16 protein-coding genes are annotated in these 26,213 nt (G+C 44.5%); 10 read left to right on the top strand and 6 right to left on the bottom strand.

The features are described 5' to 3' along the window. The first annotated feature begins 28 nt into the window (after positions 1–28). Positions 29–1,105 (top strand): SGNH/GDSL hydrolase family protein, encoded by a 1,077-nt coding sequence (locus tag B2739_RS17530; RefSeq protein ID WP_331347130.1) that lies wholly within the window; start codon positions 29–31, stop codon positions 1,103–1,105. Positions 1,106–1,224: 119 nt separating this feature from the next. Continuing rightward, a complete protein-coding gene (locus B2739_RS17525) occupies positions 1,225–2,205 on the top strand; it encodes a family 43 glycosylhydrolase (protein WP_331347129.1) in 981 nt (326 codons plus the stop codon). Between the two features lie 233 nt (positions 2,206–2,438). Here B2739_RS17525 and B2739_RS17520 read toward each other — a convergent pair whose 3' ends face one another. The 5 genes from B2739_RS17520 to B2739_RS17500 form a co-directional block, all read right to left on the bottom strand. Then, the gene (locus B2739_RS17520) at positions 2,439–4,625 is read right to left on the bottom strand and encodes a xanthine dehydrogenase family protein molybdopterin-binding subunit (RefSeq protein ID WP_331347128.1); all 2,187 of its coding nucleotides are present in this window, start codon (positions 4,623–4,625) and stop codon (positions 2,439–2,441) included. Then, positions 4,626–5,090, bottom strand: coding sequence for a (2Fe-2S)-binding protein (locus B2739_RS17515; protein ID WP_331347127.1), 465 nt, complete (start codon positions 5,088–5,090; stop codon positions 4,626–4,628). A gap of 24 nt (positions 5,091–5,114) precedes the next feature. Beyond that, on the bottom strand, positions 5,115–5,726 hold the full coding sequence (locus B2739_RS17510; protein ID WP_331347126.1) for a nucleotidyltransferase family protein: 612 nt from the start codon (positions 5,724–5,726) through the stop codon (positions 5,115–5,117). Next, entirely contained in the window at positions 5,723–6,766 is a 1,044-nt protein-coding gene (locus tag B2739_RS17505; protein ID WP_331347125.1) for an XdhC family protein, read from the bottom strand. Before B2739_RS17505 ends, B2739_RS17510 begins: the two co-directional genes overlap by 4 nt. A 351-nt stretch (positions 6,767–7,117) precedes the next feature. Then, positions 7,118–7,771: a phosphatase PAP2 family protein gene (locus tag B2739_RS17500; protein ID WP_331347124.1), complete on the bottom strand. Its 654-nt coding sequence runs from the start codon at positions 7,769–7,771 to the stop codon at positions 7,118–7,120. A 199-nt stretch (positions 7,772–7,970) separates the two neighbouring features. Here B2739_RS17500 and B2739_RS17495 point away from each other — a divergent pair, with 199 nt between their 5' ends. The 3 genes from B2739_RS17495 (at position 7,971) to B2739_RS17485 (ending at position 9,924) form a co-directional block, all read left to right on the top strand. Further along, complete coding sequence (locus tag B2739_RS17495) at positions 7,971–8,894, top strand: peptidoglycan-binding protein (protein ID WP_331347123.1); 924 nt, start codon at positions 7,971–7,973, stop codon at positions 8,892–8,894. Next, positions 8,891–9,433: a hypothetical protein gene (locus B2739_RS17490; protein ID WP_331347122.1), complete on the top strand. Its 543-nt coding sequence runs from the start codon at positions 8,891–8,893 to the stop codon at positions 9,431–9,433. The genes B2739_RS17495 and B2739_RS17490 overlap by 4 nt, the downstream gene beginning before the upstream one ends. Positions 9,434–9,666: 233 nt before the next feature. Beyond that, entirely contained in the window at positions 9,667–9,924 is a 258-nt protein-coding gene (locus B2739_RS17485; protein WP_331347121.1) for a hypothetical protein, read from the top strand. Between the two features lie 109 nt (positions 9,925–10,033). Here B2739_RS17485 and B2739_RS17480 read toward each other — a convergent pair whose 3' ends face one another. Next, positions 10,034–10,663 (bottom strand): tyrosine-type recombinase/integrase, encoded by a 630-nt coding sequence (locus B2739_RS17480; RefSeq protein ID WP_331347120.1) that lies wholly within the window; start codon positions 10,661–10,663, stop codon positions 10,034–10,036. Between the two features lie 208 nt (positions 10,664–10,871). Between B2739_RS17480 and B2739_RS17475 the strand changes: the two genes are divergently transcribed. The 5 genes from B2739_RS17475 to B2739_RS17455 form a co-directional block, all read left to right on the top strand. Continuing rightward, positions 10,872–13,070: a type I secretion system permease/ATPase gene (locus tag B2739_RS17475; RefSeq protein WP_331347119.1), complete on the top strand. Its 2,199-nt coding sequence runs from the start codon at positions 10,872–10,874 to the stop codon at positions 13,068–13,070. Continuing rightward, entirely contained in the window at positions 13,063–14,481 is a 1,419-nt protein-coding gene (locus tag B2739_RS17470; RefSeq protein WP_331347118.1) for an HlyD family type I secretion periplasmic adaptor subunit, read from the top strand. The genes B2739_RS17475 and B2739_RS17470 overlap by 8 nt, the downstream gene beginning before the upstream one ends. Before the next feature lie 35 nt (positions 14,482–14,516). Next, positions 14,517–15,740: a glycosyltransferase family 4 protein gene (locus B2739_RS17465; RefSeq protein ID WP_331347117.1), complete on the top strand. Its 1,224-nt coding sequence runs from the start codon at positions 14,517–14,519 to the stop codon at positions 15,738–15,740. A gap of 171 nt (positions 15,741–15,911) precedes the next feature. Next, entirely contained in the window at positions 15,912–16,496 is a 585-nt protein-coding gene (locus B2739_RS17460) for a hypothetical protein (protein ID WP_331347116.1), read from the top strand. A gap of 17 nt (positions 16,497–16,513) precedes the next feature. Beyond that, a partial coding sequence (locus tag B2739_RS17455) for a flagellinolysin (RefSeq protein ID WP_331347115.1) occupies positions 16,514–26,213 on the top strand: 9,700 nt, incomplete at its 3' end.

Below are 26,213 nucleotides of genomic sequence, written 5' to 3'. Positions count from 1 at the left end.
AATATAGTTAAAAATGAAAAGGATAAAAATGACAATGAACCTGACACGTATTTTAATGGGTCTGACAAGTATTGCATTCAGCGCAAGCCTATACGCCCAAGCAGCATTAACCCAACTTCCCGCACACTCTGGCGGGCGCGTATTGGTCACTACCAATGAAGCCGGAGAAAAAGCCTACGAATATTCCTGGCCGGGCGTGTATTTTGAAACGGCATTTGAAGGCGATTCGCTGACACTGAAGTTTGATGACGACCAAAATAATTTCCAGTTGATTATTGATTCAGGCGAGCCTATTGCGATTAAAAAGCCAGGCAAAACGGATTACCTGGTACCAAACCTGACCAAAGGCAAGCACCGTGTGCGCCTGGAAAAAATCAGCGAAACCCAATCCAGCAGCGGCCGCTTTCTGGGTTTTTATAGCGATGACAAACCTGCAGCCCTGCCCAAGCGCAAACGCCAAATTGAATTTATTGGCGACTCTTACACCGTAGGTTATGGAAACATATCGCCCAGCCGCGAATGCACCAATGACGAATTATTCAACACCACCAACACACAATTGGCATTTGGCCCGCTCGTCGGCAAACATTTTAATGCGGATTACCAGATCAACGCCTCATCCGGTTTTGGCATTGTGCGCAATTACAACGGCCACTCGCCAGATAAAAATTTAATTGGCTTGTATCCATTCACCTTGCACACCAATCACTACATCTACGCTAGCAATTGGCAACCACAAGTGATTGTGATTGGCCTGGGCACCAATGATTTTTCCACCCAGTTAAATGAAAACGAACGCTGGAAAACCCGTGCAGAACTGCAGCAGGATTATGTAACCAAATACGTCGGGTTTGTAAAAAGCCTGCACAGCAAGCATCCTAAAGCGCAGTTTGTATTAATGGCATCGGACAAAATGGAAGGCGAACTTGCTGGGCAAGTGGGCAAGGTATTAGCGCAATTGAAAGCCGACGGCATCAAGAAAATTGATTCGATTATTTTCAGCGAGCTGGACTATCAAGGCTGCCATTGGCATCCGTCCGCAAACGATGACAAGCTGCTCGCTGATTTAATTATCAAACATTTGCAAAGCAAAAAGGTCTGGTAACGCTAAAATTTGTTAACCTTACTGTTATAAAAATAAAAACCCGGATATATATAAACCTATCCGGGTGACAAATCGGCAAAATTATCGGTCGCCTCTATTTCAATAGCCGGACGACGAATATGAAAAAAATCCTTACCACTAGCGCGTTTTTGTGCTGCGCCTTTGCTGCAACTTCAAGCCTTGCCCAAAACCCGTTACATTTTGGCAACAATATCCGCACTGCTGATCCCTCTGGCCATGTGTGGCCTGATGGAAAAATGTATCTCTATACCTCGCACGATGAAGAATGCCAGGAAGACTTTCACATGAAAGACTGGTATGCGTTTTCATCATCCAACTTGGTGGATTGGAAAACCCACGGCCCAATTTTATCGATCAAGGATTTAACCTGGGCCGATAATTTTGCATGGGCACCCGATGCGGCTTATAAAAATGGAAAATATTATTTGATTTTCCCCGCAGGTACGGGCTTCAAAGACCGGGTAAATCCGGAAAAAAGTACCAAATGGATGGGGCTTGGTGTGGCAGTAAGTGAGTCGCCCACTGGCCCATTTAAAGATGCGATAGGAAAACCCTTATGGACCACGCCCTATGCGAATGACCCCAGCGTATTGATCGATGATGATGGCAAAGTTTATTTGTATTTCCATGGCATGAATGCCGATTATCAAGTCGCTGAAATGGCCGACGATTTACTCAGTATTAAAGGCGATTTGCAAAAAATGGATATGGGTGGTTATGAGCCCAAAATGGAAGGCCCTTGGGTGTTCAAACGCAACGGCATTTATTATTTCACCATGCCGGAAAATAACCGCGTACTCACTTACTACACATCCAAATCGCCTAAAGGCCCGTGGAAATATCAGGGCGAAATCATGAACGAGGAACACGGCAACAATCACCACTCGATTGTTGAATACCAAGGCCAATGGATTTTGTTCTACCACCGCTGGTTAGACACACCCGGCTGCCACAAAAAGCAGCGCCATGTCGCAGCTGAATATGTGTATTTCAATGAAGACGGCACCATCAAACCGATTAAACGCACCACAACTGGTGTTGGTGATTTTCCGGAGCGCATTAAAAATCTGAAAAAATAATCTATCGATAACATAAACTATCGATAAATAAAAAACGCCGCTCATTGAGAGTAATGCCAGTTAGTTAAGCAGTATATTGTCACCGGAACGTCATCCCCGCTTGCGGGGATCCATAGGTTTTAGGATCTAACGCTGGACTCCCGCGAGCGGGAGTGACGATGAGTTACTTAACTGAAAGGCATTACGCTCAATGAGCGACGTTTTTTATTAAGTTTCAGATTACATAAATCAATTTACACTTTATCGCCAATGGGCAATTTGGTGATCGGCTTACCAGTTGCAGCAAACAACGCGTTAACGACTGCACCTGCAATAGGTGGCAAACCAGGTTCGCCAACACCTGAAGGCATCTCGGCGGATGGAACAATATGCACCTCTATTTTGGGCATACTGCTGATGCGCAGCAGTGGGTAGTTATGGAAATTGGTTTGCTCGACTACACCATTTTTTAGCGTGATCGCTTCACCCAATGCGGCGCTTAAGCCCATGCCAATGCCACCTTCCATCTGCGCAGTAATCACATCCGGATTGATAGCAACGCCACAGTCTACCGCGCACACAACGCGCTCAACGTTAAATGTGTTATCGGCATTCACTCGCACTTCTGCGACCTGTGCAACCCAGGTACCAAACGATTTATGCACCGAAATTCCGCGCGATACCCCTTGCGCCAGTGGTTTGGTCCAATTGGCTTTTTCTGCAACCAAATTCAACACGCCTAATGCGCGCGGTTCTTTGGCAAGCAGCTCACGGCGAAAAATAACCGGATCTTTTTTAGCGGCTTTTGCAAGTTGATCAACAAATGTTTCCATCACAAACGCGTTGCCGGAATGGCCGACCGAACGCCACCAAAGCACAGGAATTTTGATATCCATTTCGGCCCCCTGTACCAATAAATTGGGAATAGCGTAATGGGTATCGCTGATACCTTCTACGATGCTGCCATCCAATTTATCGCCAGGGAAAAGCGATTGCGCAACGGCATGATGCTGCCATGCCAACAATTTTCCATCGTCAGTCACCGCACCACGTAAATGGTGAACAGCCATAGGGCGATAAAATGCATTCAGGATTTCATCTTCCCGCGTCCATACCATTTTGATGGCCTTGCCCGGCAATTGTTTTGCAATGGCAGCGGCATCCACCACGTAATCGCCCGGGCATGCGCGTCGGCCAAAGCTCCCTCCCGCATAGAGCGTATTAATTTTTACCTGCTCTGTTTTTAAACCAGTGGTTTGCGCGACTTGCTGTTGATCAACCGTTGGCATTTGGCAGGCGTACCACAACTCACAATACTGCTTTTCAAATTTAATAACGCAATTAAGCGGCTCAATTGGTGTGTGGGCAAGGAAGGGCAATTCATATTCAGCCGAGATTACATTTTTTGCACTTGCCAATACCTTGGCTGCATCGCCAATATTTTTATCCACTATGCCGGATTTTTTTGCCGCAGCGTGGCAGTCCTTAAACAGTTGCTCACTGCCACGGGGTTCACATGCCGAGAGATCCCACTCTATTTGCAATAGTTTGCGCGCTTGCTGTGCAGACCAAAAATCCTTAGCGACCACGGCAACACCGCGTGGAATTTCCACCACTGCAATAACACCGCCAGCTGCCTTGGCTTTGCTTGCATCCAACTTTTTCACTTTGCCATGCACTTGTGGCGGGTAGGCAACCAATGCAGTCAGCAAGCCAGGGAATTGGATGTCTTGCGTGTAAATTGCAGTACCGTTGGTTTTTTCAAACGTGTCTTTGCGTGGAATTTTTTTGCCGATCAATTGAAACTGTTTGGGATCTTTTAACATCGGTTTTTGCGGCGCGGGCAAGAGCGCAGCTTTTGCAGCCAATTCACCGAAGGTGGCTTTATGCGCACCATGGGAAAGCACACCTTGACTGACTTGAATTTCAGCTGCTGGCACTTTCCATTGCGCTGCCGCCGTTTCCACTAACATTGCGCGCGCTGCTGCACCGGCTTCGCGCAACTGTGCCCAGGAATTACCAATAGAGGAAGAACCACCGGTTCCCTGCATTTGCCCCCAAAATACATTGTTGTATTTGCTGTTGTCGGCCGGTGCAAATTCCCAATCCATTTGTTCCCAGCTTGCATCCAATTCTTCTGCAACAATCGCGGTCAAACCGGTACTAACGCCCTGCCCCATATCCAAATGCTTGATTACCAAAATCACTTTGTTATCCGGTGTAATTTTGATAAATGCATTGAAGCGCGGAGCATTGCTTTCGAGTGGTGCATTAGTGCCAAGCGGAATGTTATTGGCAGCCTGTGCATTGATACTGACAAAACCACTGCCAATCAATAAACCACCGCCTGCACTCATCGCCTGTAAAAAATGGCGGCGCGACACTGCCAGCGAATCCTGACCGGATTCCGTTTGGTTTTTTTTGCGTTCGAGAAATTTCATTTAGACTTTCTCCCCCAATTGATCGGCAGCCTGATGAATCGCCGCGCGTATGCGGTGATAAGTTGCGCAGCGGCAGAGGTTGCCGCTCATCGCCGCATCGATTTGCTCATCGGTAGGATTGTTATTGGTTTGCAGCAGCGCAGTGGCCGACATGATTTGCCCCGACTGGCAATAACCGCATTGCACTACATCCAGATCGCGCCAGGCTTGTTGCACGGCATTAAAGGCGGGCGAGTTTATGGTTTCAATTGTTTGGATATCCGCACCGGCCACGGCCGATACCGGCAAACTACAAGAGCGCACCGGCGTGCCATTCATATGCACAGTGCAGGCACCGCAAAGTGCCATGCCGCAACCTAATTTGGTGCCGGTCATATTCAGGTGATCGCGCAATGCCCACAGCAATGGCGTGTCCGGGGCAATATCCAACTGTTGGACTTTGCCATTAATTTTGAGCGAAATCATGCATGTCTCCTATACAAAAAATCGTTAGATAATTTTTTTACAGTATTCAGTAAAATCTGCCGGGGTATCGATATCAAACTCTGCCGATGGCATAGCGACGGGAATGACGTGATCGGCGTAGCGCTGCAATAAATATTTCGCACCGCGGTCACCACGACACTCGTACAAACGCGCTTTGAAAAAGGCCGGGAAAATCGCCGGAACTCCCAGCGTATTGGCAAAGCTGGCGCAGGCAATTTTTTTTGGATTTTCACACCATGCGCGATAAAGCCGCTGTAAATCCTGCGCACTGACAAACGGTTGATCACCTAACAGCACTAATACCGGATTGGCGTTTTGCAATTGTTTAACGCCAAACGCGAGCGAATGCCCCAACCCTAAATTCCACGCGCGAAATTCCAGAAAGTGAATTTCACAACCCGCATTTTTTTTAGGGGAGGTATCCAGCGCGGGCAGTGCTTGTTGCAGTTGGGAATAAAATGCACCAGCGACAATATAAATACCGGCCGGATCCAGTTTGCGCGCCGCCGCAATACTGTGGGCAAGCAGTGGCTTGCCATTCCACTCGGCCAATAATTTACAACTACCAAAACGGCTGGCATTACCCGCAGCAAGAATTAAGCAATCCAGTTTCATGAATTCACCGCCTGATTTGCCAATGTTGTAAATTCACGCGGTGCAACTGCGCCCAAGGGCAGCGCACTGCTACCAAATAAACACGCATGACATTCCGCCAAGACCGACAGTGCAATACTTTCCGGCAGATCACCACCCAGTGCCAACCCCATCGGCCCGCTGACCGGATAACGCAGATGTGCATCGGTTAATCCCTTCATTGCCAACACCTGCGCTTTACGCTGCGCAGGCCCAAGCAGACCAATGTAGGGATTACATAATTCGCGCGTTTCCAAATAGGCAACCGCCGCTGCATCCAGTTCCATATTGTGATGCGCAATCACGACCGCATCGACTTGCTGCAAAAATGCATCACTTAAACCTGTGACCGCCACCGTCTGGGTATCAATATCGGCAGGAAAGTGCGCGCGTTTTCCATCATGTAACCGCGCATCGGCCAAGGTCACTCGCCACCCCAGTGTATTGGCTAATTGGCATAGCGGAATCAAATCGATACCGCTGCCTAACACCAATAAATGCGGAAGGGGATTAATTAAGGTTGATAACTGTTGGCCGTGTACACGGCCATGCTGGCGCTGGCTAAATACGCGTGCGCAGGGATTAAAATCTGCGCGCGCTTCATCAACGGCCAAATGGTATTCGCAAGCCTGCTGTTGTTGCAGATGGGAGAACACCTGCGGCAAATGTAAATACTGGTTTTGTGCTGTGCAGGGGTGCAACACAATTTCGGCAGCGCCGCCACAACCAATTCCCAGTCGCCAGGCGATATTATCTTCGTCGCTTGCATCGTAAATCAGGCGGCGTGATTTCCCCAGCGCGATTACTTTGCGCGCTTGTAATAATAAATCCGATTCAAGGCAGCCGCCGCTTAACAAACCCAACTGGTCACCGGCATCGCTCAGCAACATCAGCGCACCGGTTTTACGGTAGACAGATCCGCGCGTATCAATCACTGCACCCAGCACCCAATTGGCCGCATCTTTTAACGGCAACCAGCGCGCCAGCAAATGATAAAAATGATGGGAGCTTGTATTGGGCATAACAGGTTCACCTGATTTTTATAAGAGAGACGCAACCTGACAGGATAATCCCATCTGCTTTGCTGGAAAGATAGCGCTGTTAACAAAACTAAACAGCCGCGTGACAAATAGCATTCTGCTACTGGTTTCACCCGCTTGAAGTGCTATTAAAATTTTTTCTGAGAAAAAATCGGGTAATGACTTGAGGATATAAAACAACACACACCAAATCCCTTATGGCTTTATAGCGGTGTGCTTTCGCGCTGATTCCTGATTCCTGATTCGGGATTACTGATGAGACAGTCATTAACTATGGTACTGATTGATCCTGTCTTGAACGTGTCAAACAATCTTCTATTTAAACGATATCCGCTAAACAACATACTTATGCACAAGCGCAACCACAAATAATAAATAAAGCAAATGAACAACCCTAATGCCTTTTTTGTTGTTTATGTGAATCGGTAAACCTGCGCTCACACTTGCCACAAATATTCCCAGCCCTGCTCCTGCCAATACATCCGCAGGCCAATGCACTCCTAGTGCAATGCGCGAGATTCCAATCGCCGCCAATAATATGCCTAACGCAATTTTGCCCAGCAGGTTGAGTTTTAAAAAATGAAATAACAATGTGCCCAATAAAAATGCCGCAATCGTATGTCCCGAGGGCATAGAAAAGCTGGTCACGCTCATAGGCTCCACCAACAAATGAAATGGCTGATCAAAGCTGGCAGTATGTTCAGGGCGAGGCACCGCAAATAAATACTTAAACCCGTTAGCCACAATCAACCCGGCAACCGCTGCAATTGCACCTTTCAACAATGCATCGTTATTTTTTCTCAGCAACAGATAAAAAATACAACCGGCTACCGAACCTTCACCAATGGTGGTAATCGCTGTCCAAAAAAGCTGATGCGGAAAAAGCGAATTGATATAAATAAAGAGCGATTGATTAAGCGCTGGTAAAAAAAATAACGCAGCACCGGCAATAATCAGGACAACAGCAGCAACAAGCGACAATTTCATTATTCGGCCTATTTAAATATCAATGGGTTATTGCAGCACAACGTAAAAAGGTATTGTGACAAACCTCATAAATCCGGTACAACCTATAAATACAACAAAAATGACAGGATATACTCCTAAGGGTCAGACCAGCGACACGCAACAAAATTCATAATCAGACACACCATCGAATAATTAGCGTAATTGCCAAGGAGGCAATATGAAGACAGGAATATCAAAATCAGTAGGACGATACGGAATCAACATCAAGGACGATGTGATGTTTATACAAACTGCATTAAACACCTACGCCAAAAAACACGCCAGCAACACCTTCCCACTCAAAGTCGATGGCCTTTGCGGCAACAAAACCGTTCAGGCAATTTTCAACTTCCAAAAAAACCACGTCGGCATATCTGTACCCGACGCACGAATTGATCCGAATGGAAGAAGCTTCCGCCACCTTACATCCACCTCTCCCATCGCTATCGCAACATCGAATACCTCAAGCACTAAACCCATCAGCTTTATGCTGAACGAAGCCCATGTCACCTATGCCAGTGACATTCCTGAAAACAGGAGGATCGTTTCGGCCTATGCGATTAACGTAGTCAAGCTTGCACTTATTGAAAGCAAGATGACTCATGCGGTGATTACCTCAACCTTGCGCACACCGCAGGATCAGGCAGAGATTATGTACAAGAATGCGAAGCTTAATTTTTCCGGACAATATGATCTTTATGGAACCAATGGAAAAGCAGTATTGGACGTATACAAGGAAAACAAATCAAAAAGTAAAGAAGCCACGACCAAACTAATGAAAGAAAAAATTGAATCTCTTCTTAAGGAGGGAGAAAAAACATCTCAACACTGTGTCACTATCGAGAATTTCAATTCATTAAACACATTTGATATTGGGCTTAACTCTACCAGATTAAAATCAAAAAACTTCAATAAAGACAGATTAACCAAGACTCTTCGCGAGCTTGAGAATCAAGGATACATAAGGAAATTTATTGATGAGACAAGAAAAACCAATAGCTGTTGGCATTTGGAAATTTCACCTCACGCCAAAGACATTAACCTTTACAAAAAAGAATCTATGCTTTTACCGTTAACATCAAATCTGAGCAGATATGTATGAAATTTTTACCTCTCCTGTTTTTTATCGCGATGAGCTCACCTACGTACGCCAGTAGTAAATGCAGCATCAAATCAAAAGACTTAAATTTTATTACCCCAAAAGCCAACAACATCGCTAATACCTATTGGCAAGACAGCAACGAGAATGGGGAATCTGTTAAGCGCTTACATATAACGTACAAAGATGGTTCTACTGCCGTTATCAAACATACATTCTGCTCAGAATACAAATTCGAAGCGGTTTATTACACAGAAGAACAAGAGCAGACTAACTCGACAGATAAAATAAAAGCATCGTTCACAACATTCCTCTCGTACGTTGCGCATAAAGACAACATGCAAAAAAAAGCGATAAAATCAATGATGGCTGAGTTGGATAAGTACACCTTTGTTCCCGATGAAGCGTTTGGCGCAACCTACAATGGGCATGAGTCAGTTTATGGTGATACCAGTTACAGCGTCCTTTACTCTCCTTTGAATTATTCCGCGATTTATAGCGCGGCCATTTCTGTGGAGGTGGGCATAGGGGGAATACATTAAAACCATCATAAAGGCGACGAAATGTCGCCTTTGCCCCAAAAGACCCCATAACCCACTGATTGCCCTACATTTTTCAATCTGCCATCGATAACAATACCCCGCTCAGACCTGCCATAATGTCGCGTAATTCGCCCTAAACGCCATTTTGGTGATAATCTCCCCGCTCAAACATTGACCGTAGAACGCGCCACCGCGCGGCAAACCACTGCCCCCACCAGTGGCAAGGAGTACAAATGCGCAGACCAATCCTATTGCTCATCATCATGGCAATCGCGTTTTCCCAAAGCGAAATAATGTCGCCCAGCACAATCAAAGGCGTGGCCTTTCCCCTGCTGTTTGTGTTCTCACTCCTATTACTACTGATTTGGTTTGTCCGCAGATTCAGCAAAAACCGCAAACATGATCTCAATACAGATGATGGCGGTAACGCCTATTTTCCAATTGGTAAAAATAACGATGGGAATTCAGATAGTAGTGACGGGAGCGATTAATAAAATTAAAGACTGCTTGGTGCCCAAAGCGGTCCTTGGAAAGATCAGAACAGATAAATTATTTGCCCAAAAGCGGTCCTTCGCGTTTCACAGCATAGTGAGTAGATTGCTATATTTCCGTCTGCTCGGAAATTTCCAGTGCGTCGTCCACATCAATTCCCAAATAGCGCACTGTACTTTCCAGTTTGGTATGCCCCAACAAAATTTGCACCGCACGTAAATTTTTGGTGCGTTTGTAAATGAGTGATGCTTTTGTTCGACGTAGAGAGTGCGTGCCATAGGCAGAAGTGTCCAATCCGATATCCGCAATCCAGCGGTGAACAATCCGTGCATATTGTCGTGTTGTGATATGCGGCGAATCATGGATGCGACTGGGGAACAGATAGTTGTCACTGCGAAGATTGGCTTTAGCCAACCAGGACTCAACCGACTGTCTGGTCAAGGATGTAATCTCGAATTGCACAGGTTGATGGGTTTTCTGCTGCATCACGGTGGCGCGATGCAGGAGTTGAGTACCGTGGCAGATATCGCGGACTTTCAACTTAACCAAGTCACAGGCTCGAAGCTTGCTATCAATGGCAAGGTTAAACAGTGCCAATTCACGGATTCGTTGAGTGATCTGCAAGCGCACGCGGATTGCCCATACGTCGCTCACTTTCAGTGGGGCTTTTTGACCAATCAGTTTTCCTTTGTTCCAGGGTTCGTGTGGTAAGTGGGTGCGGTAAGTGTTCGTAGACATAATGAGTACCTCTGATTTGCAGGTTCATTACTATGATGCGCCCTTAATTCAAATAGTAAACTAGACCTTAAGGTTTAAGGTGGGCTTGATCTGATCGTGTAAAGTTCAAACCGTATAGATCAGCGTAAAAATTACATAAATTTGAAATTACAAACTTTTACAATTAGTATTGGCACCAAATTTTTCATCGTCTCGAATGGACTAAACCATGGATACAGGTTTACAGTGCTTGGTAGCACTCGCAGGATTCCACCAGTTGCCCGCTGACGCGGCACAAATCACCCACCAGTTTGCAATTCCTGGCCAGCCCCTTGGCAATACTGAAATACTCCGCGCCGCCAAAGCGCTGACCTTTAAAGCCAAACTGTTTACTCTTCCTCTCGCTAAATTAATCGGCTCCAGTCTCCCTGCTATCGCCAAAACCAAAGGCGGTGATTACATTATTCTTGCGCGCATTGCCGAGGAAGATGGTGTACCGACGAAAGTGCTGGTGCAGGATCTGCGCGAGCAAACACCGAAAACATTAAGCGCAGACGAATTTAATTCGCTTTGGTCGGGTGAAGTGATTTTTCTCAGTCGTCGTCTCGGCATTCGCGAAAGCCTGCAACAAAAATTCGATATCAGCTGGTTTATTCCCTCGCTTATTAAATACCGCAAATTATTTGGTGAAGTGCTAATTGCATCGTTCTTTCTGCAATTGTTTGGTTTGATTACTCCACTGTTGTTTCAAGTGGTGATGGATAAAGTATTGGTGCATCGTGGCTTTAGTACACTTGATGTTATTGCCTTTGCGTTCTTTGCGATTGCCATTTTTGAAGCGCTGCTTGGCGGAATCCGTAGTTATGTCATGGCACATACCACCAGTCGGGTCGATGTGGAATTGGGTTCACGCTTGTTCCATCATTTGATGGCCTTGCCGATGGGTTATTTTGAGGCGCGACAAGTTGGGCAAAACGTCGCTCGGGTGCATGAGCTGGATACTATTCGTAATTTTATTACTGGCAGTGCACTTACCTTGATTCTGGATCTGGGCTTTACCATCGTCTTTCTGCTGGTGATGTGGTACTACAGCTCGACGTTATTTTTTGTTGTCGCTGCCACCATTCCTTGTTACATCCTGCTGTCTGTTTTTATTACGCCCATCCTGCGTCACCGTTTGGATGAGAAATTCAAACACGGTGCAGCGAATACCGCCTTCCTCACCGAATCCGTTACCGGCGTACAAACTGTAAAAGCCATGGCGGTTGAACCTCAAATGCAGCGCAAATGGGAAGACCAATTAGCCAATTACGTAAGCGCTTCTTTCCGTAGTCAAAACCTTGGCAATGTGGCTAACCAGATTGCCGGTTTGATCAATAAATTAATGACGCTGGGCATTATTTGGTGGGGAGCTCACTTGGTGATTGGTGGGCAACTTACGGTGGGTGAATTAATCGCCTTTAATATGTTGGCGGGCCGTGTGAGTGGCCCCATTCTAAAACTGGTGCAACTTTGGCAAGACTTCCAGCAAGCAGGTATTTCCATCGAACGCTTGGGGGATATTCTCAATACCCCGCGTGAGCCCGGCTACAACCCCAATCGCTCTACCTTGCCATCAATCTCCGGCGAAGTGAGCTTTGAGCATGTTCGTTTTCGCTATCGTCACGATGGCCCCGTGATTCTCGACAGCTTTAACCTGCACGTAAAACCCGGCGAGATTATCGGTATTGTTGGCCGCTCCGGCTCCGGTAAAAGCACGCTCACCAAATTAATCCAGCGCTTGTATTTACCTGAAAGCGGCCGCGTGCTGGTAGATGGTGTGGATCTCGCCATGGTGGATACTGCATGGCTGCGTCGCAACATTGGTGTGGTTCTGCAAGAGAACTTTCTCTTCAACCAAACCGTGCGGGAAAATATTGCACTCACTAATCCTGCTGCACCTATGGAGCAGATTGTGGCTGTTGCCAAGCTTGCCGGTGCTCATGAGTTTATTGTTGATCTTCCTGAAGCCTACGACACCATGGTCGGCGAGCAGGGCAGTAATCTCTCCGGCGGTCAGCGCCAACGCTTGGCAATTGCACGCGCACTCTTAACGAATCCACGTATTCTGATTTTTGATGAAGCTACCAGTGCGCTGGATTATGAATCCGAACGGATTATTCAAGACAACATGGCCGAGATCTGTAAAGGCCGCACCGTATTCATCATCGCCCACCGCTTGAGTACGGTGCGAATCTGCAACCGCATTATTGTGATGAACAAAGGTCATATCGTAGAGCAAGGTGCGCATGACGAATTGTTGCAACAACAAGGTTATTACGCGCAGTTGCATGGTTACCAACAGCATAGCCCGCAACCGAAAACTACTTCGGCGCATTCCTTGTCTGCGCAACAGGCAAGTCCGAAGCTGGAGGTAGTCCATGACTAACTTTTTCCAGCAATTGCTTGATGCCTGGCGTGAGCGCGCGAAACTCGGCGATGGTTCCAAACAACAAAACCTGGCTGAATTTATGCCAGCGGCGTTGGAATTGCAGGAGTCGCCACCCAATCCGTTAGTGCGTTGGTTGGCGTGGGTATTGATAGCGTTATTCGTACTGTCACTCATATGGGCTTGTGTAGGTAAAGTGGATGTCGTTGCCAGTGCCGAGGGCAAAATTATTCCCAGCAGCCGCGTCAAACAAATTCAGCCTTTAACCAAAGGCTTTGTAAAAGCCATTCACGTAAAAGAAGGCCAGTATGTGAATCAGGGCGATGCACTGATTGAATTGGATCGCACTATCACGGCGGCTGACCAATCGCGTATGCAACAAGAGCTGCACAATGCCAGCCTGAATCTCGCAGGCGCAGAAGCCTTACAGCAATTCCTAACGGATAAGTCACCCTCAAACATCAAATCGCCTGCCGGAATACAACTCAATGTTCCCGCAGACATAAAACCTACAGAAATAGAATTGCTGTTACACCAACAAAAAACCTGGCAGCAATGGCAGCAATATCAAGCGCAATTAAGCAGCCTGCACAGCGGACTTAAAAAAGTACAAAGCGAAAAAGTGGCTAATCAGGAAACCATTAAAAAACTTCAGCAAACCCTGCCGATGGTTAGCAAGCGCGCGCAGGCTCTGGAAAGTCTCTATGCCAAAAACATGGCTTCCGAAGCAGAGTATTTGGAGTTAGAGCAACAACGTATTGAGCGAGTACAGGATTTGGCAGCACAGCAACAAGTACAACAACAGTTGGATGCCGCCATCAATGAAGCACAGCAACAAATCAATGCGCTCAAGTCCGATACCTTAAGCAAGCTCCTTGCGCAAATTGCCGATAGTCGCAATCAAATCGCCACCATTACGGAAGAGTTGGTAAAAGCCACGGATATGAATGATAAACAAGTTCTCTATGCCCCCGTATCCGGTTATGTACAACAGTTGGCAGTCAATACTATTGGTGGTGTCGTCACTGAAGCGCAGCAATTAATGATTGTAGTGCCTGAAGAAGAAAGCCTGGAAGTACAAGTGATGCTGGGTAATCAGGATATTGGCTTTGTTGAAAAAGACATGCCTGCGGAAATAAAAATCCACACGTTTCCGTTTACTAAATACGGATTGATCGACGCTACCGTCACGCACATTTCAGATGACGCGATCCTCGACGAAAAGCTGGGTCTGGTTTACACCATGCATTTGAAAATGCACAAGAGCACGATTCGTGTTGAAGCGAAAGACGTAAAACTGATTCCCGGTATGGCTGTCACCGCAGAAGTAAAAACCACACAGCGTAGAGTGATTGAATACTTCCTCTCGCCACTCTTGCGCTATCAGCAAGAAAGTATTCGTGAACGTTAATTAGCACTGGTATCGATGGCAAGGAATAAAAACAAATGAGAGTGCTATTTATTCACCAAAACTTTCCTGCACAATTTGTGCATTTGGCACCGGCATTGGCGGCTGATGTCAAAAACGATGTGCGTGTACTCACACCCAGTCAGCGCCCCATTCCCAAGGGTGTTAAAGCGCATTACTACACCATCAAGCGCAGCAGCAGTGAAAATATTCATCCTTGGTTAGTGGACATGGAAACCAAAACCATTCGCGGTGAGGCGGCATTTTGGGCGGCATTGGAATTAAAAAAACAAGGTTTTACGCCCGACATTATTATCGCCCACCCCGGTTGGGGTGAAAGTCTGTTTTTAAAAGAAGTCTGGCCAAACGCAAAATTAGCGCTCTACTGCGAGTTTTATTATCAAGCCAAAGGTGCCGATACTAATTTTGACCCTGAGTTTTCAAAAGACGAAACGGATCTTGCGTGCCGCTTAAAACTCAAAAATGCAACCTTTGATTTACAGCTAGCTCAGGCAGATGCCGGTATATCGCCCACACATTTTCAACGCTCAGTATTCCCCGAGCAGTTTCAATCGAAAATCTCGGTGATTCACGATGGCATAGATACAAATCTAATAAAACCTAACCCGCAGGTCACCATGCAGTTAAATGGTAAAACCCTTACGCGGGATGACCAAATCATCACCTTTGTAAACCGCAATCTGGAACCTATGCGCGGCTATCATATTTTTATGCGTGCCTTACCGGAGATTCTAAAACAAAACCCAAACGCGCGAGTGGTCATTGTGGGTGGGGATGATGTGAGCTACGGCAGCAGGCCTCCCGCGGGTACAACATGGAAGGAGCTGTTATTAAATGAAGTCAAAAGCCAGTTGGATATGAGCCGGGTGCATTTTGTGGGCAAGCTTTCGTATCCAAACTTTATCCAGCTATTACAGCTCTCCACTGTACATGTATATCTCACCTATCCGTTTGTATTGAGTTGGAGTTTGCTTGAAGCAATGAGCGCTGGTTGTGCGATTGTGGCGAGTGATACGGCACCGGTGCGGGAAGTGATTAAGCAGAATGAAACGGGTGTTCTGGTGGATTTTTTTAATATTGATGCGATTACAGAATATGTATCCTATTTGTTAAAAAATTCAAAAGCTAAAGTTCTATTAGGCGAAATGGCTAGAGAGATTGTTTTGCAATACTACAACCATGAAAAAATATGTTTACCAAGACAAAAGTTATGGGTTAGAGAAGTTTTGGATAGATCATAAAATTATGATTACCTATATAAACTCACAAGGTAATGGATGGTTCGGTATCCCTAACTGGCTGTTCTTAACAGTAGAGAATGTTGAAATGCGACTGATAATTAAGCAGAATAAAATTCCTGATTTTATTCTTGAGTTTGTAGCGCTAAATTTTTACCAAAATAAGGAAATATTATGAAATATTTTTTTAAATCAATTGCGGTTATTTCAATTATTCCCCTTCTAATCGCTCTGTACTTTTTTGACAACATAAAAGGTTATTGGCGATTTAAACAGTATTGTGCAAGTGAAGGTGGTTTGCGGGTTTATCAACCACTTGAGAGGGGAGTGGGATGGTTAGCTGAGGATCAAGAACAGGCCAAGGCTGCATCTTTATTGGAGTATGTCGATTACGCTCGATATACAGATAAAAATGATGGGAATACATATGACTTGCGATATTTAGGGGGGGATTTGCAGCTTGATGCATCCTATGAAATAAAGCTTGAGGATCAGGCTAAAAATCCAGTTTATCTATGGAAAAGTGTTGGTGAGGGTGTGAAGGGTGAGTTAAGGCTAAGGCGATTTGGTTATGAGGTTGTGGAAATAAAAAGTTCAAAATTGTTTTCGCTCTATTATAGTTTTTCTTATTCTAAATTTGATAGATCGAAAACTATTCTTGATTCTCCTTCAAGAGTGTATTGTTTTACCGAGCACGAAAAAGGCTCAGAAGGCTTGTATGGCTGGAGAGTTGCATTAAATACAGCATTTAAAAACTAATTTAAGAGGATATGGAAATGACAATCAACAACATTGAGGCTCTTATAAAATTAATAAGCACGGCAAAAGCAATTTATGGTGATTTTCCATCAGATACATTAGTCAATGTTCTAAAAAATACGGCGGATTTTACTGCGTCAGAAGCTGATAAATTTATAGGGAATTTTAATTATCTATCATATTCATTTACGGATAATGATTCAGGTTTTCAAGCGGCTGTTTTCCAAGATAAATCAACTGGAAAAAAGGTTCTTGCTATCAGAGGGTCGGAAGAGGTTTGGAATGATCATGTCACTGCTAATACGCTAGGTATAGGTGTAGCTGGTTTTGCGAACGAACAAGCAGTGGATTTGTATCGTTATTGGAAAAAGCTAACCGCTACGGAAGGGCAAGAGAATATTTATTCTGATGATGAAATTGCCATGCTTTATCAAATGAAGCTTGCCAACGATTTTTATGAAACAGGATTGGATGAATTGTGGGAGACCATTGGTTTCCAATTATTTAAATTATCGTTGAGTGGTGACGTTGGTCTTGGTGTGATTGATGAAAATGAGGTGGTAGATGTTACTGGTCATAGCTTGGGGGGAAATTTAGCCTATGTCTTTTCACGAATGTTTCCTGAAAATACGGGGCAGGTTGTAACATTAAATGCACCCGGCTTGGGCGATGATTCTGTGCTGGGAGAGTTGGGATTTGTGGGCGGAGGTGCCAATATTACTTCAGTTATTGCTGAGGGTGATTTTGTTCATACTGTAAGTGGAGATACGATTGGTTCAGCTGTAAAAATCACTCAAGAGGTTGAGCATGGAATATTAGATTATGTAAATAATAACCACAGTATTATTAATGCAGTGGATGGCTTGCATCTTTTCGGCCTTTTTTCAAAACTCGATCCTACCCAAGCCAATAGTCCATCCGGGATTTTAAAAACCTTCATGCAGCAATCGTCCAATAAGGGATTGGATACGTATGAAAATATGCTCGATAGTTTGCGTAAATTGCTGATCGATGACGATATTATAAAAACACCCGCCGCCACAAAAAATGATCTTGCACAGCGTGAACAGTTTTATCTCAACATGAAAGAGCTTGAAGAAAGCGGTCATTTTGTGAATTTAAAAGGCCATATAAAACTGGTTGAGCCTTCACTGAATACAGCACAAGCAAAATCCGATTATGGCCAATTCCTCGCACTGTATTTTGCTGCACCTTTTGCCTTGCAAGGGGATGAAGGCATATTGTCCAATCTCCATTGGGATCTTTACAGCGCATGGACAGCCGACCAATCCCTCAGCGCTGTAGATCGTCAGGCTGGAAAAGCAAATTTCCCCGATGAATGGTATTACGACCGCGCCAATTATTTAAGTGCGTTGCTTGAGCGCAACGCTAACGATATTGATTCCTCTGAGAGCGCAAACCCATCAGGTGATGATGTTTTCTATGTAAATGTCGATGGATTTGATAATGGCAGTGGCTGGGTTTTTTCGGGTGATGTTGATGCAAGCAATATCAATCAGGTACCAGAGCCTAAACGTGTAATTTTTGGTACGAATGAGGGTAATTCACCTGCTAATACCGGTCCCGATGCTTTTGTTGGCGGCGACGGCAATGACCGTATTTATGGCTTGGGTGGTGATGACACACTTAATGGATTAAAAGGCAGTGATGTTTTATTCGGCGGAGCCGGTAATGACCAGCTCATCGGTGGTGAAGGTGCGGACAAATTGTTGGGTGGTGCTGGTAATGACACCTACATTTTCGACGGTAATTTCGGTCGTGACATGATTATTGATAGTGATGGCAACGGAGCCGTTGTTATCGATGGCGTAACACTGGGTGAGTTAACACCGGTCAAAGGAACAGATAACGTTTTTCGTTCCGGCAGTAATATCGAAGTCGTTCGTTTTAATGAAGGTGAAACGACCAGCTTATTTATTTCCACTCGCCCATCTGAGACATCACCGGGTAGCAGTGTGATGATAAAAAATTGGCAGCCCGGCCAATTGGGTATCACGCTCGGCGAGCCCGATGAAGACTCTCCAATTTCCGGTGTAAAAGTGTTTAACGGTGATTCGGCCGGTAATGTGCTGAGCATGAATCGTGTATTAGAGATTTATGAAAGTGACCCCGCTAAAGATAGCTGGAAGCATCTGCAAGCCGATGGAGGTGAAGGCCAGGATTTTTTAATGGGCACATTAAATGGTAACGATACCCTTAAAGGCGGTGCTGGCGATGACTTTATTTTAAGTGGCAGCACCATGCTGGGCGACATGACTCTTCGACTTTTCTCGTACCTGGATAATCACGGCACCGATGACATAGATGGTGGTGAAGGTAGTGATTACATTGTTGTAACGGGTAAAAACTCTGTCGCACACGGTGGTGATGACAATGATTTTATTCGTGCTGATTCTTCTATGGCTGCCTATTTTAATGAAGTTTCTAAGCTCGATGGTGATGGCAATAAAATTGTTAATGTCACTACTGATCAAGTATGGCAAGACTACCGCCAGAATTTATTTCCGCAACTTACCGAAACGCAAAATGGTGATCTGACTATATTTACTTTGGATTTTATAGATGAAACAAGAAACAATTTGGATTGGGTGATACAGCCATCTGTTTCTGGTATGCCCTCTTATTTGTTGCAGCGCCCGATCAACAATGTTGATGAAAATCATACTGTATTGGCTACGGCCTATGGTGAACATCGTCCCTTTATTGAAATGTCAGAAACTTCTAGCGTCGGTGCTTGGTATTTTGCTGGTGGGAGCATTGCCGGACGTTCGATATATGCAAGCTATTATGCGGAAACATCACTTAATATTGCTCAATACCAAGATATGAAAGGTCATAACCTGTTGGGTGACAAAGGTAATGATGTCATTTTCGGTGGCATCATGAGTGATTACATAGTAGGCGGAGAAGATAAAGATACACTTTTCGGTCTCGATGGACATGATCTCATTGATGGTGGTGCAGGTATCGATCACATTAGAGGTGGAACGGGTAATGACACGATCATGGGCGGTGGTGATGCTGACATTATCTATGGAAATGGATTTGAAGTTTCTTCTCAGCGAGCTCATCTGCCCGATAATGATGTGTTATACGGAGGTGATGGAAATGATTCAATTTATGGCAACGCAGGTAATGACTACATAGAGGGTGGCGCAGGAGCCGATTTGCTTCTTGCGGATGAAGGTGATGACATTATTGTCGGTGATATCGAAGACCAAGGCTGGGGTGGTGGCCAGGATAATGATATTTACATCATCGAAAATATTGTTTTCACACACAGCGAGCTTGAAGCTGCCGCGAATACTACCTCAATAGATAACGCGAATATTTTGTCTAACACCACACCAACTACTTCCCAAAATAACGAACCAGTCAACACCATCAGTTTATTTGATGATGATGGCAACAACACCTTGGCAATTGCCGGTGCAACACTGCTTGAACAAATTAGCCTTACCGCACAGGGGCAAGATCTCATTCTGCGAGTCGGTAATGGAAAAATATTTATCTTCAATGGCCTTAATAATTCAGTAAATCAAATTGTGTTGGGGGATTCAGCTGAGGCACTCATTAGCCAAGCACAAAACGGCATTATCAACGCCAGTTCAGTTGCGATGGATACTGTTATTGCTGAGCGCTTAACTACTGATATAGCGCGAACGGCGCAGGCAGCGGGAAGCCTGCTGGTAGGCGGTGTGGGGAATGACACCCTAACAGCCCACGCCGGGGGCTCAACTTTCCTTGGCAGTAAAGGCAATGATTTACTCATAGGTAGTAGTGGGGACGATGTTTATATGATTCGGGCTAATGATGGCCAAGACACCATTACCGAAAGCGGCGGCAATAATAAAATTAAATTCGCTGAAGGTATTGTGCCCGAGCAAGTAACACTACGTCGTAGTAATGGAAATTTATTGGTACTGGTTGCAACTGGCGAAAGCATCACCATTAACGGTATGTTTAATTCCGCCACTGGTGAGGTAATAGTAAACAGTTCCATTCAATCGATTGAGTTTTCCGATAAAACACAATGGGACTTAACACGGATTCTTCAAGAAACGGAAAAAGGCATTACCTTAGTAGGCTCTGATCATGCGGATGTTCTCACCGCCTACGAAAGTAATGACACGCTAATCGGCGGTATGGGCAATGATAAATTGGATGGCGGTAAAGGGGACGATCATTATCAATTTGACCGCAATCATGGTGCAGATACCGTTGCTGATCTAGAGGGATATGATCACATTCATTTGGCTGATGGTATTAGCGAGGCTCAAGTGAATCTCCGCAAGGATATTAATAATAATCTCATTATTCGTATCAATAACGTTGACAGCATTACAGTTTCTGCAATGTTTGATGCGGCGGGTGCGTTAACGACGAATGCTATAGAAGAAATTCATTTTGGCAATACAGTGGTATGGAATGCAGAACGTATTTCCCTTGAGCTTGAGCGCAATCAGCCCTATGAATTTATTGGTACGGACGGTGATGATCTGCTGACGGGCGATAACGTTAATCAAACCTTTATTGGGAATAAAGGCGATGATCAACTGAACGGAGGTGCAGCCAACGATATCTATCAGTTTGCACTCGGTGATGGCAAAGATGTGATTCAGGATATAAATGGGATAGATCATCTGGAGCTAATTGGTATTGAAGAAAATGGTGTTGTTGCGCGTCGCGTAGGCTCAGATTTACAGCTGACTATCAACGCTCACGATGGGATCACCATTAAAAATGCTTTTGATGTAAAAGCTGCCAACGTCGTAGCACCAGGAATAATCAGCATTATTGAGCAATTACAAAATCGCTGGCTGTCACAATCCGAGGCGTTAATTGAAACCCATTATGGATTAATAGGTAGCGGTAACATGCTACTTGAATTTGAAACGGATGCTGTAGGCGGAGATGCTGCACACGTCGAAACAAGCTACTCGCAAGGTTCCAGTATAAGCACAACCGTAAAACTAATGATTGATTTGGCTGACTTTGCGGCTCCCCCAAATGGTGATAGCTATTTATATTACGACCGTATTATCGCTCACGAAATGGTGCACGCGGTGATGGCGCGAAACATGAACACGTCGCTTTTACCTGGTTGGTTCAATGAAGGTGTTGCTGAATTCATTCATGGCGCAGATGAGCGCGTAAAAGGTGATGCCAGTATTATTGGCTTGGAGAGTAATTTTAATCAGTTGTTTAAAACAACAGTTGGCTCACCCTCTACTTCAGCTGGCTATTCTGTTAGTTATATTGCAGTCAAGCTATTAGATAAGGAAATTCGAGACCAAGGCGGACTTGGCGTTAAAGAGGTCTTTAATCACCTTAAAACTGGCAAATCATTGGATGAAGCACTTGTTGCAGTAAGTGCGGCACATGGTGGCATGTCTGGTATATGGAACAACCTTGCTTCTTTTGAAGCACATTTTCTTTCGGTTGGATTTTCACTCTACCCAACATTACTTAATTTATCAGATGGCGATACCGGTTCAATTGCAGGGTCTGATTATGGAAATTCTTCTCTCTCCGCTGAATCTATTCTTCCTGAAGTATCGACTGGCTCTGCAAAAAATTTCACGCTTGTTATTCTCGAACAATATATTCCGTCACCAGAAATTAACGGCATATTAGAAACCATTAGCTTTGAATCAGGTTCTGAATGGGATCTTGCTCGTGTCATGCAAGAAGTCCTAAAGCCGACGAATAGTGATGATGTTATTCATGCATTTAGTACTGATGACGTAATTTCAGGTTCTAAAGGCAACGACCAATTATTTGGTTATGCAGGTAATGATGTATACCGGTACGCGTTAGGCGACGGAAATGATGTGATTGTTGATAGTGCCGGTACTGACCAGATTGAATTTGGTGAAGGCATTCTGGAGTCGGATATTGAGCTGACCCGAGATTCATCGAACAATTTAGTCATCACATTAAAAGACCTGTCGGCCATCACTGTTCGCGATTCGTTTATAGCGAATGGAGAGTTGAGCTCCAGTAGTATCGAATTCATTAGTTTTTCGAATGGCGACGTATGGAATAACGAAAAAATACTGCAAGAGGCTAATCGCGTTAGAGCGCTTGTTATTCGCGGTACTGATGGTAATGACTTTCTGCCTGGCTCTGAAAACGGAGATATTTTAATCGGTGGATTGGGCGATGATGTTCTTGATGGAGGTGCAGGAGATGATGTTTATCGTTACCAGCTGGGAGATGGTAATGATCGTATAACCGATATGTCGGGTGTGAACGAAATAATTTTTGGTGATGAAATATTTTCTTCTGAAATAGAGTTTAAACAGCTCTCTTCAAATAGGCTTTACCTTAAGTTTAAGGATGGAGCACAAATAGAAGTCGAGGGCTCACACAGCCATGGGTTAAATGTCGGTAGTCTGCGTTTTGCGAATGATGAGCTATGGAGCGCGGACTTTTTAAAAAATAAAGTGCATACGGGTACTGAAGCTAACGATAAGCTTTATGGTTGGGACAGTAGTGATTCGATCAATGGTCATGGAGGTGCGGACTACATTGATTCCTATGGTGGCGATGATGAAATAACTGGAGGTGCCGGTTCAGATGTTCTATGGGGCGGAGACGGTAATGATACCTATTATTATTCCATCGGCGATGGTGTAGATACAATCAAAATGTCGGAAGGTAAGGATAGGTTAGTTCTAGATGCAGGAATTTCTGAAGATGATGTCATTCTACAACGTGTAAATAGCGATACTATCATCGTATCCTTCAGGCAAGGTGGTAGTGTTCTTTTACAAAGAGTTTTTATTATGAATGGATCCAATGTAGGTGCATTCAGTGATCTGGCGTCTATTAAAGAGATTGTTTTTAACAACGATGTAGTGTGGGATTTGGACACGATTAAAGAAAAGTTAAAGCCTATTGGATCTGATTCGTCCGAATATTTACATGGATTTGATTCAGATGACCTCATTACAGGATTAGCTGGTAATGATGAGATCGAAGGGTACTCGGGTGATGACACGCTGAATGGTGGAGACGGTAAGGATCGGTTATACGGAGGTGCAGGCAATGATCATCTGATAGGTGGTGCGGACACTGATAGTTTGTTTGGCGGGTTGGGCGATGATAGCTACTACCTTAACGCAGAAGATGTTAAATCTGGAAGTTATTTTAGTGAATTTACCGACGGTAACTACCTTAGCGATGAGGGGGGCGTAGACACCCTTTATTTAACCGAAAGTTTTTCATCAGATTTTAAATTTATTGTAGATGGAAAGTCTCTTTATTTTGTAGACAAAAACAGGAATTATTTCGAGATATATTTCGGTAATGAAATAACCGAAGATGTTCTGATCGAGAATGTAGTTTTCGCAGATGGCATCACTATGAATATTCATGAAATATTGGCGCAAAGCAAATTTTCGACACCACTGTTGCACGGGAATGTTGAGATTCGTGGTAAAACGAATGAGGTGTTGGAAGGTACTGAAGGTAACAATAGGCTAAGCAGTGCAGCAGGGAATGATACCTACTACGCGGGTTCAGGGGTTGATACATTAAAAGGAGGTGTCGGTGATGATACGTATATTATTAAATCTGGAGACGGCTATAAGCTGATTGGTGATTCCGGGGGGAGTGACGTTATTCAGTTTGGGGCGGGCATTAATCAGGATGATCTCATGGTTTCCAAAAATGGGGATTATCTTTATCTTTATAATCGCAAAGGTCAATTTGTTGTCATTGAAGATTGGTCTGCACGGCAGAAAATTGAGCGAATTGAATTTGAAAATGGTGATGTTTGGGACTTAAACACTATCCAACAACAAATTCTGAAAACCAAGTTAATTACAAATTTTGTTGCGCAGGAGAGCACTTCATCTTCATTCGCCACAAGTCAAAATGCAGGTGTATTTATTGCGGCATTTAACGCTAATCGAATAACAGGAGGAAGCGGGGACGATACAATCGTTTCGGCAAGAGCTAGTGGGGTTATCGAAATGTTTGGTGGAGCCGGTCGAGATCGGTTCATTATAAATCAGGGAGCACCAAAAAAAGTTGCCGATTTTGAGGTTGGATCAGACGTTGTGGTTTTTCCAGATATATACAATCTTGAGGATCTCGATTTTCATGTAATCAACGAATATGGTGGCGGTTACGGTTCAAAGAAAAGCACACTTCACATTTATGATCAAACAGGTAATTCATCTGTCCAAATAGAGAATAAAATTGTCCATTACCTAGACCGCCATTTAGAAGAAAATACATATTTAACTTATGGTTATGGCTCATCCTATTTAGACAAGTTTATAGTTTTGGCTGATGGGGAGGCTTACTCATTCTTGGATTTTTTACAAGCTAAAAATATAGTAACTGATGGAAACGACTTTATTCGCTTGCTCGATGACGCTGATAATGTTAATGCTGGTTTTGGTCAAGATTATGTAAATGGAGGTTCCGGCGATGACACCCTAAAAGGTGGAGAAGGAAATGATGAGATTTATGGCAGCTATGGCAATGATCAGATTGATGGTGGCGAACACAATGATGTTTTAACGGGTGGTTATGGTAATGATTATATTACTGGGGGAGATGGAAACGACACACTGGACGGTGGATATGGTGTAGATACCCTCATAGGTGACGCGGGTGATGATATTTTGTATGCACGTAGACTTGGAAATGATCTTGCTGCGTTTGATGCTGAGAGGATTAAAACTACCTATATTTATCGATTGGGCGACGGTAACGATACAATAATTGATAAAGATGGTGATGATAAAATTATCTTCGATCAGGGAATTTCTGCCGAGGATATAGAGTTTGAGCAAATTAATGGCGAATACTCAAATAGCGGCCATCTTTTAATTAAAATTCGCCAAGGCGGGTCAATTCTTATTCAGGATGCTTTATCACATGGAGCCCCTAACTATGGATTTATTGAACAAATTGAATTCTTTGATGGGCCGATTTGGGACAGAAATGCGCTAATTGCAAAAATAGGAGGAGCTGATGTTATAGCGCCGTCCATGCCTACGGCTGAATTTAATTCTGCGGGAACTACTATTTTTGGTTATGCAGAGGCTAACTCTTTGGTTGAAGTAAAATCACTTAGTGATGTGATTCTTGGTAGTGCAATTGCTGATTCAATCTCTGGCGCTTACACAATCACTTTGGCTTCAGGATTACTTAATAAAGAAACGGTTAATGTTACGGCCGAAGATGCGGCGGGTAATGTGTCCGTAGTGAACACGCTTTTTGCACCTGATAAAACGCCACCAGTTCTTCCTACCGCGAGTTTTGACACCACAGGAAAGGTAATTTCCGGTATCGCAGAAGCAGGTAGTGTTGTAGTTGTCAAAAATGCAGGTAACACCGTCACTCTAGGTACTGTTACAGCTGACGCAGTCACCGGTGCCTATTCAATCACGCTGGGGACAGCGTTAATTAACAAAGAAACGATTAATGTTACAGCGAAAGATACCGCAGGAAACATATCGATTGCTAAATCAGTTATAGCTCCGGATCTGACAGCCCCATCTGCTCCCACTGCGAGTTTTGATGCAGCAGGCAAGGTCATTACCGGTACAGCAGAAGCAGGCAGTGTTGTTCTGGTTAAAAATGCAAACAATACAACCACGCTGGGCACAGTGACAGCCGATGCAGTGACAGGAGTCTATTCAATTACGCTGGCAACGGCGTTGACGAACAAAG

This window comes from Cellvibrio sp. UBA7661 (assembly GCA_002483365.1).
Taxonomy (GTDB): Bacteria; Pseudomonadota; Gammaproteobacteria; order Pseudomonadales; family Cellvibrionaceae; genus Cellvibrio.
This window is presented reverse-complemented; position numbering and strand designations above follow the sequence as displayed.

Bases quoted from the DNA above. Each gene is read 5' to 3' on its own strand.
- B2739_RS17505 (WP_331347125.1), bottom strand. From the start codon at position 6,766: ATGCCCAATACAAGCTCCCATCATTTTTATCATTTGCTGGCGCGCTGG.
- B2739_RS17525 (WP_331347129.1), top strand. From the start codon at position 1,225: ATGAAAAAAATCCTTACCACTAGCGCGTTTTTGTGCTGCGCCTTTGCT.
- B2739_RS17480 (WP_331347120.1), bottom strand. From the start codon at position 10,663: ATGTCTACGAACACTTACCGCACCCACTTACCACACGAACCCTGGAAC.
- B2739_RS17515 (WP_331347127.1), bottom strand. From the start codon at position 5,090: ATGATTTCGCTCAAAATTAATGGCAAAGTCCAACAGTTGGATATTGCC.
- B2739_RS17465 (WP_331347117.1), top strand. From the start codon at position 14,517: ATGAGAGTGCTATTTATTCACCAAAACTTTCCTGCACAATTTGTGCAT.
- B2739_RS17520 (WP_331347128.1), bottom strand. From the start codon at position 4,625: ATGAAATTTCTCGAACGCAAAAAAAACCAAACGGAATCCGGTCAGGAT.
- B2739_RS17530 (WP_331347130.1), top strand. From the start codon at position 29: ATGACAATGAACCTGACACGTATTTTAATGGGTCTGACAAGTATTGCA.
- B2739_RS17495 (WP_331347123.1), top strand. From the start codon at position 7,971: ATGAAGACAGGAATATCAAAATCAGTAGGACGATACGGAATCAACATC.
- B2739_RS17475 (WP_331347119.1), top strand. From the start codon at position 10,872: ATGGATACAGGTTTACAGTGCTTGGTAGCACTCGCAGGATTCCACCAG.
- B2739_RS17485 (WP_331347121.1), top strand. From the start codon at position 9,667: ATGCGCAGACCAATCCTATTGCTCATCATCATGGCAATCGCGTTTTCC.
- B2739_RS17500 (WP_331347124.1), bottom strand. From the start codon at position 7,771: ATGAAATTGTCGCTTGTTGCTGCTGTTGTCCTGATTATTGCCGGTGCT.
- B2739_RS17460 (WP_331347116.1), top strand. From the start codon at position 15,912: ATGAAATATTTTTTTAAATCAATTGCGGTTATTTCAATTATTCCCCTT.
- B2739_RS17470 (WP_331347118.1), top strand. From the start codon at position 13,063: ATGACTAACTTTTTCCAGCAATTGCTTGATGCCTGGCGTGAGCGCGCG.
- B2739_RS17510 (WP_331347126.1), bottom strand. From the start codon at position 5,726: ATGAAACTGGATTGCTTAATTCTTGCTGCGGGTAATGCCAGCCGTTTT.
- B2739_RS17490 (WP_331347122.1), top strand. From the start codon at position 8,891: ATGAAATTTTTACCTCTCCTGTTTTTTATCGCGATGAGCTCACCTACG.